Annotated in this window: 8 protein-coding genes; all 8 read right to left on the reverse strand. The window is 38.4% G+C overall.

All coding sequences use genetic code 11. The features are described from left to right. Positions 1-50: 50 nt before the first annotated feature. Complete coding sequence (locus tag AAZR93_RS05720; RefSeq protein WP_294110176.1) at positions 51-569, reverse strand: Hcp family type VI secretion system effector; 519 nt, start codon at positions 567-569, stop codon at positions 51-53. A 592-nt stretch (positions 570-1,161) separates the two neighbouring features. Next, positions 1,162-2,898, reverse strand: a complete 1,737-nt coding sequence (locus AAZR93_RS05725) for a type VI secretion system baseplate subunit TssF (protein WP_434719214.1) — start codon at positions 2,896-2,898, stop codon at positions 1,162-1,164. A 204-nt stretch (positions 2,899-3,102) separates the two neighbouring features. Further along, the gene (locus AAZR93_RS05730) at positions 3,103-4,422 is read right to left on the reverse strand and encodes a VasL domain-containing protein (RefSeq protein ID WP_434719215.1); all 1,320 of its coding nucleotides are present in this window, start codon (positions 4,420-4,422) and stop codon (positions 3,103-3,105) included. 47 nt (positions 4,423-4,469) lie between these two features. Continuing rightward, the gene (tssM, locus tag AAZR93_RS05735) at positions 4,470-8,018 is read right to left on the reverse strand and encodes a type VI secretion system membrane subunit TssM (RefSeq protein ID WP_434719216.1); all 3,549 of its coding nucleotides are present in this window, start codon (positions 8,016-8,018) and stop codon (positions 4,470-4,472) included. Beyond that, the gene (gene tssA / locus AAZR93_RS05740) at positions 8,018-9,463 is read right to left on the reverse strand and encodes a type VI secretion system protein TssA (RefSeq protein ID WP_434719217.1); all 1,446 of its coding nucleotides are present in this window, start codon (positions 9,461-9,463) and stop codon (positions 8,018-8,020) included. The genes tssM and tssA overlap by 1 nt, the downstream gene beginning before the upstream one ends. Positions 9,464-9,468: 5 nt before the next feature. Beyond that, entirely contained in the window at positions 9,469-10,113 is a 645-nt protein-coding gene (vasI, locus tag AAZR93_RS05745; protein WP_294350302.1) for a type VI secretion system-associated protein VasI, read from the reverse strand. A gap of 1 nt (position 10,114) precedes the next feature. Further along, positions 10,115-10,906, reverse strand: a complete 792-nt coding sequence (locus AAZR93_RS05750; protein WP_294350307.1) for a Fis family transcriptional regulator — start codon at positions 10,904-10,906, stop codon at positions 10,115-10,117. Beyond that, positions 10,906-13,524 carry a type VI secretion system ATPase TssH gene (gene tssH / locus AAZR93_RS05755; protein ID WP_434719218.1) on the reverse strand — a complete coding sequence of 873 codons (2,619 nt, stop codon included), beginning with the start codon at positions 13,522-13,524 and terminating at the stop codon, positions 10,906-10,908. The genes AAZR93_RS05750 and tssH overlap by 1 nt, the downstream gene beginning before the upstream one ends. Between the last annotated feature and the right edge of the window lie 4 nt (positions 13,525-13,528).

Below are 13,528 nucleotides of genomic sequence, written 5' to 3' on the forward strand. Positions count from 1 at the left end.
GCGAGCCACACAAAAATAATGGCTCACGCATTGCCACAAGATGTAATCAGTTAAGCTTCGAGCGGTGCGCGCCAGTCATCAGCACCGGATGTGCCGGCAACGGTGTGCTCCCAATCCACTTTGCGGTAAGACAGGGACACTTCAATCAGTTGGGTAAAGTCCGATTTAGCAGGGTCTTGACAGTGTGGCATTTGGCAATCGATGTTAACGATAGTCGCATCAGTCAGTGTCGTGGTGAAGAAATGCTCTTGTTTACCTTCTACCGAGGTGCGGTACCATTTCAGTTCCACTTTCGGCAGCATTTCGCCTGACGCTAATGCGTTATACAGCAATGGAACGGATTTGTTCAGTGCCACGGTAAAACGAAAAGGTTTATGTGCACGTTGGCCTGAAGGCTGACCGGATTGCGGGTCAGTCGGGACGGTGACCACGTGAGAGAATTCTTGTACTAGCATTTGGTCTTCGTGACCTTGTACAAAAATATTTCCCACAGATTCTGCTGTAAATGCACCCGCAGTGATGTTGCCTTGCGTTTTTCCTTCGATGGAAATATAACATGGAGTTGGCATAGTGATATCCTTTTTCAGTAATGGCAAGTTTGATTAGGGAAATATAATCCCCTAATAATTTCAGACATCTCAGTCAGTGCGCACTGTCAGATTTGTGTTAAGGATGATAAAAGCTTCACCCTAAACTGTAAATAGTGAGACAGTTTGAAAAGCAGAGGTATCCTCGCAGGATAAGTGACTTCGCGTAAAATGATTGTAATAGCGATATATTTAACTGGAATTCAAAACAAAAATAACCATTATTAGTATTATGAACTAGTCGATTTTAAGTAAAATGGTGACAAGGCCAGTAAACACCCATGTACATGAAAATAAACAATGTAACAAAATATTACAACGATAGCTTTGTTGTAACACTTTGATTTTAATCATAAAAAAAATAGTATTTTCAATATTTTTACATTTTCAATTCATCAACACGATAATTCCCCAGCATTTTTAACTACTCAATAAAACAATATTAAACAAAACTTCTATAAATCACAAAAAAACAGAAAAACCAACTCTTAATCTGATGCTGTAAGACATATTTTTTATTAGAAGCTATAAAATATCTTTATTAAGTAGAATATTTATTATTTATACGTTCATTTTATAAAAGTGATTTATAGCCCTTCAATGGTGAAGGTGATAAATACCAAATTGTTTTTTCATCATTTTGAAAATTCACTGACATCTCAAGCAACATATTCTCCGATAAACAAAAAGGAAAAAAATGGTATAGATGAGTGACAAAAACAAAAGCTTCCCCCTCGTTTTCATACTGTTCTCTATTTAATGTCATCGTTAATGCTAAACAACGATAAGGTTTACCCTTCAAAATATAGTCATATAAATGTGTTTCTAAATGAATACACCCAGATAATAACCGTTCTAGTTTGCGTGTTATTTGCTTATCTTTATCTTGATATAAAATATAATCTGCCAACATTTGTTTGATGGTATCTAAAGACATCAACATGAACGCATTTGCGCTGTAGTGAGAAAGTAGTTGCCAGTAATGTTTATTATTAACAATAGGAGGATAGCAAGAAGATAGTGTTGTGATATTTCCTGTTTTTATTCCATCTGGCATGCTTTCGCTATGCCGATTTAAAATACCAATATCACTCTTTTGGCGCTGCTCAAAACCAATATAAACACATGAGAAATGCAAACTTGGGGGTGTTTCCATTGGCATGCCTTTATTATCGAAAAAATTTAAATAATAAAGGGTATGCCCAGTAATATTATTTTCAATCGTAAGTGAGTAAAACAATGCTTGCTGATATTGTGGTAATAAACGCGAAGCTGCGGTTAATTCAGTCACTGGATAAAAATGACTGTATATTCCTCTCGCTAGTTCATGCGGCTCTAAAGAAAGTTGAATATTATCTATATTTGCCAGAAAGTGATTGCTCGGTACGGGGAGTAGATAGGCTGATTTTTTATGTTGAAAATCAATCAATAATGTATATTTATCATTATTATCAACCACAGGAATACAATTTAAATAAAAACTTTTATTGCAATCATCTTGAGTGATAGATAATTGCTGATTAAAGTAGATATTAACCGTAAACGCTGTATCCGCTTCCCAATCTAGCTGTTTAACTATTTGAGGAATATCAATACCAATAAAGTGATGAATATGAGGAAGATAAAAACCTTCCAATAACTGTTGAGGAGCGGACAATGCCTGACTTTCTTGAGAGTAAACAGAAAATCCTTGTCCTATTTGAGGCTCAAAACAAAAATTAAGGTTATCACCTTTGTGTCTACTCTCATTATGAGTTATTTCAATACAATCAAAATATTGGCAAAAGCCAAGCAACAAACTTTCCGCGATATTTTTAGATTCACTTAAAAATAAATTAAGTGGTACAGAACCATGTTTTTTCATGTCCCCACGATAAATAAACGAAAGTGAAATACAACTTCTATTTGGTTGATGAGTTATGTTCCTTTCAACCAAAGTATACGGCTGAATAGTTAAACTGGAACATAAACTAAAAGTTGCACCATTATCCCCCAAAATTAAATTACTCTTAGGTATTACTAGCTCATAGGGGATCATTTCCTCTTGATCAACTTGTACTATTGCTGTTGAAGGAAGCCCTTTAATTGCTTGTGAACCCAATCGTTGTAATAAAGGCAAAGTAATTTCAGGAAAAGCATCATCTATTTTTTCTTGTAAGCGAGCTGACAAGAATGCAAATCCTTCCAGCAAATAACTAGTATGGGGATCTTGGGGATCAAGCACATCGGCTAAATGCGGTTTTTCTTTTGCATAATCTTCAAAGAGTTTTTGTAGATATTGTTTTTCTTGAATATATTTTATTTCACTCATAATGCAGGCTCTATAATTGAATAACTGCTATTGGCGGAAAATGAAGGTCCTACCCGCTGTTAAAACTATGACTTAGCGTTGTATACCCATATTGATATTTGTATCAAATGGATATACAACCAGCCATAACCTATGTAATGACGACTTGTTAGCCTATTTCTAATAATAAATAGCCTATATTTGCCATAATTTTTCTTATTATTCTCAGTAAGAACTCGGTTTTAACCCTTGTTTCTCAGCCTGTTTCTGTAACTCATAATAACGAGCCAGTAATCCATTAATTTGTGCATCAATATTAGTGATCACTGCGGGGGAAATGGGTTGACCGCTATCAATTTGTATTGAGAAGTTACGTAATTTTTCTTCAATAGGAACAGCTTTATTGTGCTGTTTTTGAATGTCATAGACCGCTGTTTTTAAATATGAAAGGGTAAAACTACCGCGATTACGCTCTTGTTGAACAATTTTATCTGATAATTGTTGAAGCAAAAGTGCCGTCTCTGACCAACTGTCATTAATAGGTGCATTTTCTAACTGGGTTGTCAGCTGGTTTTGCCAGTTACGGCTGGCAAATGCTTGATCTGCATTATTAGGCCAACGTAATTTTGCTGTTTCAACAACATTATTCATTAACTGCAATGCCAATACAGGCGATTTTTTTTCTAAAATGTTCAAACTATCAGCATAAGTACTTAACTCAGGATTATATAACCATTGTGCTATTGCGCCTTCAGGTACCGCTGTAATGGCATTTATTTCTTGCTTGAAAAAATAATAAGCCCCATACCCCGCCAATGAAAAGAGCACTGCACTGGCAACGAAACCAAGAAAAAAACCTTTCGAGGCGCTCATTTTTTGAAGCTTAGGTAATGGAGCAACGGGTTCTGCCGCTTCTAAAATAATCGTTGGCGCCACTTGCTCCGAGTGACTTCTTGGTTGCTGGATATAAACCAATGGTGGAAGATTAGTTGGAGAACTATTTTTCTGCGCTAACGTATTTTCTGACAGCTCAAGTGATTTAGCTGTATTTTGAAAAAACCAGAGTAAATTTTCTAGTTTAGGCAGTTTTGACCATGTTGTTTGAGCTAGCCTATCAATAATTAATTGCAGCGCACGCTCGGAACGATAAACTAAACGCAAATCTGAATTTGTATAAGTAATTTGTCGCAATGATGCGCTTGCTCTTGTATTAAACCAATTAAGAGCATCTGTCCGTTGATGTGGTTGCTCCGGCCACAAGCTATCCCATTGAGTTACAATGATGCTTGCTAATAATTCAATGCCTTCGGTAAACCCATTTAAACCATGAAGTTGCAATCTAGCAATAGTATAATAAGCACCACTTTGCAGGTCGATTCCATGTGTTTTAAACAAAGTCAAACAAAGGGACTCAATCAAGGTCCAACTGACTTCAGGGCGTGCAGGATGGTTTAATTTATTAAACTCAGCCCTGAGCGCAATAAACTCTGGTGTATCGAGTGGTGACTTACCAATTTTAATAACCAAACTTTCTGATTTCATCATTATCGTTAGCTCTACATTCTCCCCACATTTCTGCGGGGAGCTCATCATTAATATAGGGTTTCAGGTAAACGGAAACGGGTGAATAACCCACCAAAGAATGGATTACTTGATTCATCGATATACACACGATAAGTCATATCACCCCCATCAATAGTGAAACGAACATCAAATGAATTAGGTTTTACATTCATTAACTTGCCGCTATCTATAAGCCGCATTTGTGCCCAAGGACCTGAAAACGTCATTGCGCGAGGAGATTTGTCCCCTGAAATAGGCACTAATGTCAGCTTACTTTCGATATTAGAACGCATAGAATTTGGCCATACCATATGAACGACATTACTACGCCCATGTGAGTAGTCCAATAATTGCCCATCGAGATTCAAGACACTACGACGTTTATTACCCCCCAGTGATAACGGCTCAATCGCAAATTGCGTTTCCAAATTACCTTGGGCTGTGAAGAAAGTATCACGAATACGACTTGCCATTTCAATTTGAGCCAAGACATCTGGGCGGATCAATGACTGCCCATCCATATTGTCTATCAGATTGTTTTCAACAAATAATCGTAAGTTCTGTTGGTAGAAGTTATCTAATGTCCCGTTTGGTTTAAAGAATTTGTCAAATTCACTCAGCGGAACATCCTGTGTAGACTTTGGATTGAATGGATAACGGCCAGCAATATAAGTATTATATTGCTTCACTACGTTTTCATTCCACTCAACTTCCATATGGCGAATTGCTTCTTTTTGTACAACATTCCATGCTTGATCTGACAGCTCCCCTACCCAACGATTTAAAGGTTCAGGTAACGTTTTTGCCATTTGTGATAACTCAAAAATCACATCACGATTGTTATCATTAATACGCATAGATACTGCTTTTAATGCTGCTTTTCCAGGTACTGGTGAGTTTTGAATGCTCAATAAATAACGATGTAATTCATTCAATTTTTGGTTGAGATTCTGTAGGTTTTCTCCATTATTACTGACAAGAATTTCAGTTTGTGGAGAAAACTCTCTATCTAAACGCCCCAGTAGTTTGTATCTTGGTTCATTCATCAAGGATTTTTGTTCACTTGATGACAATGTACTATCAATAGCTGGCAACACTGTATTATCACGTAATACTTGCAAGGCTCTTCGTAATGGCTGCTCACCACTAATAATTTGCTCCAGAGCATTAATTTCATCCTGAATGGTATCAAATTCACGGATCTCTAAATTACTCATCGCATTACGCCACTGGGCAGTATAATCATTCAGATATTGCTCGCTGATTTGGCGCTGTATTTCCTTGCGATCACTCTCGCTATATTGGGTATTCGCTGAGAGGCTAAGAACCCACGCATCTAACAACGTTAACTCGACCAGCTCATCATTTTGACGAATAAAATAATTAAGCAGTCCTGAGCGAGTTAAAAACTGAGGTACTTCTAGTTTGTCTTCATCCAGCGCAACAAATACGGTACTAAAACTTGGTCCGATTTGATGGCGCATATTGAGGGGTGAGGAAAGCTCTTGGTTTGCTTTTAATCTTAGAGTTTGGTAAACACGCTGATAAAGTGATAGTGTGCTCAGCTCCTTTTGGGCATCCTTAATTGGCGCAGCAAATGGTACATATATCCTATTTGCCATCGCTGAACCTTGCTGACGTTCGGCTTTCCAATCTGTATGCTCAAGTGCATAACGTAAATGCCCTTTAAGCTGAGATTGAATTTCTCGCTGTCCAGTGAAAATATGACTCCAATAATTAGCCATATAATCTTCAACCAGACCATTATTTCGCCCACTTTTATCTTCTAACATCCGCATAATGCGCAAAGTTTCTAATTTTTCCTCACTTCCTGCTTCGGCTTCATTAAGTTCAATTAGAAGCCCCGACATGATCGCTGGAAGAAAACGCTCCATAAGCAATTGTAAATAAACTTGCTCAACTTGCGGCCCGACATTTTGTCCTTGATAAAGCCCCATTTCTGCGAAAAAACGGCTTTTATCACGATGACTACCATAAGCTAATGTTGCTTCACGCAGTGGATTCAGTACTGGGAGTTGCAAACTACCATCTGTGTCATTTTTCGTATTTAAATCAATAGCTCGGAATGCTTTAACTTCATTAAGTACGCTTTCCCCAGCTTGGTAGTTTTTATTGTAGTAGTGGCTCCAGCCATTCCATACTGCAACTAATCCAACAATGCTTGCTGCCGTAGCAAAAAGCAAACGTGAGCGATGTTTTTTCAACCAAAAATGATTCTCAGCCGCTAAATTAGGCTCGCTGAATAAGATTTTATTGAATAAATCCTGAGTGAAATAAGTATGGCTATCGATGATAGGCCAAGTTGTTAACGGTGCCGTTGGTAAATGGTACTTCACTGATGCCGTTTGGCTAAAGACATCATCAATTTGCCCTACTTGTAATGCAGATGTCAGATATACACCACGCAAACGGATGTTTTGTTGATCATTGTTGGTAAGTAAAGAATGGATTAGCTTAATTATACTTAGTTGTAATCCTTCTATTTGACGAATAAAACTGAATAAATCACTTCTTTGCCCGCCCTCGGGACGTTGCAACATCATGTCCGGTAACGCGCTATTCATTTGGCTCACCCACTGTAACCAAAAGTCATTCAGTTGTTTTTCCCAACTATTAGGATCTTTTAAGCTAAATGAAACGCCGAGAACCTCATTCCGTTGTTGTGCATCTAATGATTGAAACATGGCATCGAAACCACGTAATAAATCCAGTTTTGTCAAAATAATGTACAAAGGCAACTGACTGTTAAATGTCATACGAATTTCTTCAATACGCATGTGTAAGTCAGCAATTAGCTGACTATTTTGCTCTTTTGAATTTGTCAAAAGGGCTAAAGTATCAACCGTCAGAATAATGCCATTCATTGGCTGCCTTGCTCTATTTTGATGGATCCAATGCAGTAGTCCATCCCACAAACGGTGATAGAGTTGTGGCTTATCACTATTAACTGTAGGTTGAGTCAATAGCTCACCATCAGGCACAAATAACACTGCATTATCCGCTAACAAACATTGAATATGCAGTGCTATTTTTTGATCATTAACGATATTTTCACTTGGGGCAATATCTACAGAGTTCATGCTTTTTTTAAGCAACGACTGTTTACCACTGTTATTGGCTCCTAGAACAAAATACCAAGGGCGTAAATAGACCGCATTAGTATGCCCATTCAAATGGCGAACATATTGAGACTTCCAGTAATCAAGATAACGATTTTGAAATTCGATATCTTGACGAACAGGATCGACAACAGCAAGTTCTACATCTAATTTTAATGCTTCTAACTTTTTGACTCGTCGCCAAGTTGTAAGACCAATCCAACTAACAATGAGTAAAATAATGACAATTGTTGCAAGCCAGCGTGCGCTCAGCTCTTTCAATGGCATGCTATCTTGGTAACTGAAAGTTGGCCCCCACCACCATATCCAAACGATTAAGATTGCAGGGATCAATGCAAGTAAAAGTATAAAAAATGATTTAATTTTTGGCTTATCCGCAAAAAACAGTTTTTTTAATGCACTGGTCATTTTTGGGATGGAAAAAAAAGATAATTTCATTATTGTAAATCCCTATCAAAAGTCATTTCCTGTTTACTTTCTGCTTTTTGCGCCAACCGGTTCAGTAGCTCTGGTTCCCAATCTGATAGCGAATAATGAGCAGCTGCAATATAAAGTTGTTGGTAAAGGTTGTCAGCCATGTTTTGCATGCCTGAATGCTCAAAAAGTTGAGCCGATAATAGTTGGTTATAAAAGCGTTCTCTTGGCCCTTGAGCAGTCATCATATTTGTTTCAATTAAACTCAGTGCCTCATGGAGTCCTTGCTGTTCATAACAAGAAAATACTTCTTCTTGATACATATTTAAGTCACTAGATACCGCCATGCTTTTACTTGGCTGGGAGCACTCCACCAGCCAGTCACTCAATTCTTTAGAAACAAAGGGAGTCATGTCAGAAAAATAAAGTTGTGCCAAATTAGGCAAACGCCCTAAAAAATTCTGAAGTTCATCAACAATAGCCATTTTTACTTTAAGATATCCCAGCTTATCTGATGCCTGAGCCACCAGCATATGACCTTCTAGCCAGTAGGGAGACAAAGTTAAACTTTGCTCAATATTATTGATAAGTGTTAAAGATGGTTCAGAAAGTTGATTTTTATAGTCCATCACCCTATCTACAGAGACTGATGCCAACGGTGTTTTACCTTGGTTATCCGCTTGCGGTAATGCTTGAATAGAATTCCAAATCGCATAACGACGTAGCCGATATCCCACACCATTATCCGGCATCTGTTCAATCAGGATTTCCGCGATTTTGAGTACTGTTTGCTTCCACTGTCGCTCGTCATTTTCATTAATCATCAATTGAGGAAGCTTAGGAGCAGTAATAATAGGCTCTGACTGTGTTTGTGTAGTATCTGTACCTAAAGATTGCGGTGTTTGCTCAACAACGAGCACCGGTTTATTAGTCTCAACACGTTGGTATCCACGACTTAATGCATCTATTTGCTCTGCTAGCTGTGGGCAAGGTTGATGCCAAAATTGAGCCAGAAATGCAAACGAGCCGAGAATATCGTCTCTCATTGCTACATTTGCTTGCTTACAAAAACTATCTTGTGCAGTTTCAAATCGTTTAAGGATCTGACCAGCTAAACGCTGCTTTAACTTCATATTAGTCGGGTAGCAATCCCCCCAATAATGGCGAACAAAATCCGCGAGTAGCTGCGCGGCAATAATCAGCTCATTTGGTGAGCCTGCATGTTGCAATGTTCTAATTAAATGTACTAATAAGCGGAAATCTTTGGTTTGAGTAGCAAAAAGATGTAGTGCTTTTTTTTGTATTTCATCAATATTTAGCTGCGCATGACTTAGTGAGCCGAATTTGACCATCTCGCTATCTATGTACTCCCAGTCAGAATTATTATCCATAACTGGTGCGCTCACATTGTCATCAGGGAGCTTGGTGAGTAGCTGCTCTTTCCATTGCTGTTGTTTATTATTCATCATGATAGTTACCAACGACACGCATTTCGTAACGGTTTGATATCTTGTGAAATCCCCGAAATATTGAAGCTTAATCGCTCATTATTTGCTAATTTCACGGTTAACTTTTCAGCATTCAAAAGGCGCTTAATTTCATCAATACCTAAAAGCCCACGGCTAGACTCAAGAACATAACCGTTTTCCCGTAAAAACCACTCGGCTGTGAATTGTGTTTTATCCGTTGATAACATGACGCTCCCAGCCTCTTGTTTACTCGGCATCGCAATTTGTAGTCGTGTAATATTGTCAATACAACTGAGCATTAATACAGGACGTGGAGGGGACATACCAAGCGCTGGGATTGTCATAATAACTGGGAGGCCCCCATCCTCGGGTAAAGACACAAGAAAGCCTGCGCTATTATCTTTACGCTGCAGCTCATTTTCCATTGCTTGTCGCCAAACTCTCCCCATTTGACTGGGGTTAAGAAGGTCCGGAGAAGTCGTTGATGTCATTATTTTGTCATAGCAATCCAACCGAATAAGTTGTGAAGATTCGAGTCGGCATTGCGATAATGCCTCGACTAAGCTATCGGTTTGTATCTCTTCAGATTTTACTTGCAAGCTAAAAATTAAAGTTGCAAATCCCCAAATTATTAGGTGAGATAATTTCATGTTATGCACCATACTTCTTCAATTTATACATTAAGGAACGCTTCGAAATATTCAGGTTATTTGCGATAGCATCGATGTCACCGTGCATCTCTTTTTGTTTCACCAAAAGAATTTCTTTTTCATAACGCTCTATCGCGTCAGTTAATGAACTAATATTTTCTACATTCATAAAAGGTTTATTTGAATATAATAAAGACTGAGCGGTTAGTTCATTAATAGAGAGCTGCAACACTCGCTCTTTCTCCTGCTGAAGGCTATTTAGATATTGCAAATGTGAAATTTTTTGTTTCATTTGAGAAAGCGCAAAGATGCTTTTTAATTGATGATGAAATATTGCACAATAAATAGGGAAAATACCTTGCTCAAAATTATTCAACTCAAGGCCTTGTCCAAAAAGGGTTATCGCCCCCATTGTTTTATGACTTACATCTTGTAATGGGTAGCTGCATAGACCTGTATTTACAGGCAATTCCGATACGAATTGACGGAAAAAAGTATTCTCTATATAGCTACCTTGCTGTAAATTTGGCCATAAAACACTGTCCCCCTTCGAAACAATTTGAATCAAAGGGTGATCAACATCATTAATATCAACGTCCAAATATTCCCCTTTTACCTGATTATTTTGATCAATCGTCCAGCTCTGTAATTTATTTTCAGACGGGTTAATCAATGAAACAATCAGTGCACTCGATGAGCCACGCTGAAAACTAAATTCAAGAAATTGCCTTGCAAGTGTTTCTATATGCGAGTGTTCAAGTAGTGCTAAGGCATTTTTCAGTCGTGATTTCATTAGCGGCCATTGACCTCAGCGACAAAATCCTCATCCTTGATAAAAAGACGAATATGATTAATATCTACATTTCGAGCACTATGCTGTAATAAAAGAAGTGAAAGTGGCGGTAACAACGCACCATCAATAATAGATTCTAAAATGCGAGCACCATTTTCTGCCCGAGACGCACGACGTAAAATTTCGCTCGATACACTTCCATCCAATTCAACTTCTGCCCCAAAACGTTGCTTTAATAATGAAATTAAACGGGATAATTTACCTTCAACAATTTGTTGTAAAATTTCCGGAGGTAGAGGGAGATAGGGAACAACTTCCATTCGGGCCAATAGAGCGGGTTTAAAGAATGCCGTTAACTCAGGGTAAAGCGCATCTTGTAATTCATCAGGTTTATCCGCATATGCTGTAATAACTTGATCGCCTAAGTTTGAGGTTAAGAAAAAAGCAACATTTTTACAGTCAATAACTCGCCCTTCCCCATCTGCGATTTCACCTTTATCAAATGCTTGATAAAAAAGGTTTAAAACATCTGGATGTGCTTTTTCTACTTCATCAAGAAGAACAGCAGAATAAGGTTTTTGACGGATAGCTTCTGTCAGCACACCACCCTCACCATAACCTACATAACCTGGGGGCGAACCAATTAAGCGCGATACTGTGTGCTTTTCTTGGAACTCAGACATGTTGATTGTAGTAAGATATTGAGTCCCTCCAAACATAAGTTGTGCTATCTGAATAACAGTTTCAGTTTTACCTACACCGCTTGGCCCTGCCAGCAAAAATGCACCTAACGGGCGACCTGGGCGACGTAAATCCGCTCTTGCAGTTAATAAGTGCTTGTGTAAGCAAGCAATAGCAAGAGATTGCCCTTTGATAATAGTTTCCAAATATGTGGGCAATTCTGTAACAACCGATAACGCATCTTGGGATAAACGATTAAGCGGAACACCGGTCCATTCAGCAATCACTGCGGCAATTTGCTTTTTATCAACATGTGGTGACACTAATAAATGTTCATCATGCAATTGCATAAGCTGCTGATTCAATGCGCTAAGTTTTGCCTTGAGAACAGCGATATCCGCCTCTTCTAAAGATGAACCATTATCTTCATTACTTTCCAATAATTGAGCTCGTAATGCGATAATCTCTTCAACAATGACTCTTTGAATCTCCCAAGCTTGTTCAAGCTCACCTATTTTTTCATTGATAGTTTCTGCTTGCGAACTCAATAAAACCAAGCGCTCAGAATGGTCATTTAAACCAAGCTGCTGTTCGCGTTGCAACACATCCATTTCAGCGTTAACTTGGTGAAGCTCTGTTTTCAATGATGATAGTTTTTTCGGTGGCGAAGAAAGATTGATAGCCGCTCGTGCACTTGCCGTATCTAATACATCAATAGCTTTATCTGGTAATTGCCGCCCTGATATATAACGTTCACTTAATTCGGCACTTGCACGTAATGCTTCATCATCAATAAATACTTGATGAGCTTTTTCATAAATAGAGCGTAACCCCCTCATTATGATAATAGCTTCATTCACATTGGGCTCTTTGACTTGAACTAGCTGGAAGCGACGTGCTAGTGCAGCATCTTTCTCAAAGTATTTTTTATACTCACTCCAAGTCGTTGCAGCTATAGTACGCAATTCACCTCGAGCCAAAGCTGGCTTTAATAAGTTAGAAATATCCAACCCACCTTGCTGATTGCCTGCGCCAATTAACGTGTGAGCTTCATCAATGAATAAAATAATGGGATGAGGTGATTGGGTGACTTCTTGCATAATCCCTTTGAAACGTTTTTCAAACTCACCTTTAACTGCAGCACCTGCTTGCAGCGCACCCAAATCTAGCGTCAATAACTCGCAATCGCGTAGTTTTTCCGGTATTTCTCCGGCAACGATACGTAAAGCAAGTCCCTCAATTAATGCACTTTTTCCAACCCCTGGCTCACCAACCACAACAGGGTTGTTTTTACGACGGCGACATAAAATATCAATCATTAAATCAATTTCATGATCACGGCACAAAACGGGATCTAACTGAGAATTTCGTGCTTGTTCAGTCATATTTTGAGTGAATTTAGCCAATAAAGAATCTGTTGGCCGACCTTCTCCGGTTCGCTTTTGTGCATCACTCAAGGGCGATTCAGCAGAACCCGCAGTCCAATTATCAAACTGTAATTTTAATTGTTCTCGATTAACTTGAGATAAAATATCTGCAGTAGGCTTTGATAAATAGCGCTGTGGCATTTGTAGCAAAGTCAGAAACAACATTCCCGAGCGCAATTCACTGTGGTTAAATTCTGTAGAAGCTAATAACCAGCTATCTTTCATCCATTCAACAAGGAGTGGCGAGAAATTAGGATAACTTTGTGTCACCATATTGTGAGGTGGAATTTGCACATCCAGTAAATCCAGCAAGCTATTGAGATCCAAAGAGGCTTTTTGACTAATTAAACGAATATCGGTCAACGGTGTTTCAAGTAATTGCTGAAAAAATTGTGTAACCGTGATCTCTGGCTGTTGGTGGCTAACACAATACGCTGCTGCATTTTCAAGAGCATGCTTTGCCATTGGATTTAATCGGTTAACAAGTGTAGAAAGATCAATTTGGATCATAGTG

Origin of the sequence: Providencia sp. Je.9.19 (assembly GCF_051129765.1) — a bacterium.
In the GTDB taxonomy this organism is placed as follows: domain Bacteria; phylum Pseudomonadota; class Gammaproteobacteria; order Enterobacterales; family Enterobacteriaceae; genus Providencia.

What these genes read in the sequence shown, in the direction of transcription:
- AAZR93_RS05720 (WP_294110176.1), bottom strand. Translation starts at nt 569, where the DNA reads ATGCCAACTCCATGTTATATTTCCATCGAAGGAAAAACGCAAGGCAAC.
- tssH (WP_434719218.1), bottom strand. Translation starts at nt 13,524, where the DNA reads ATGATCCAAATTGATCTTTCTACACTTGTTAACCGATTAAATCCAATG.
- tssA (WP_434719217.1), bottom strand. Translation starts at nt 9,463, where the DNA reads ATGATGAATAATAAACAACAGCAATGGAAAGAGCAGCTACTCACCAAG.
- vasI (WP_294350302.1), bottom strand. Translation starts at nt 10,113, where the DNA reads ATGAAATTATCTCACCTAATAATTTGGGGATTTGCAACTTTAATTTTT.
- tssM (WP_434719216.1), bottom strand. Translation starts at nt 8,018, where the DNA reads ATGAAATTATCTTTTTTTTCCATCCCAAAAATGACCAGTGCATTAAAA.
- AAZR93_RS05725 (WP_434719214.1), bottom strand. Translation starts at nt 2,898, where the DNA reads ATGAGTGAAATAAAATATATTCAAGAAAAACAATATCTACAAAAACTC.
- AAZR93_RS05750 (WP_294350307.1), bottom strand. Translation starts at nt 10,906, where the DNA reads ATGAAATCACGACTGAAAAATGCCTTAGCACTACTTGAACACTCGCAT.
- AAZR93_RS05730 (WP_434719215.1), bottom strand. Translation starts at nt 4,422, where the DNA reads ATGATGAAATCAGAAAGTTTGGTTATTAAAATTGGTAAGTCACCACTC.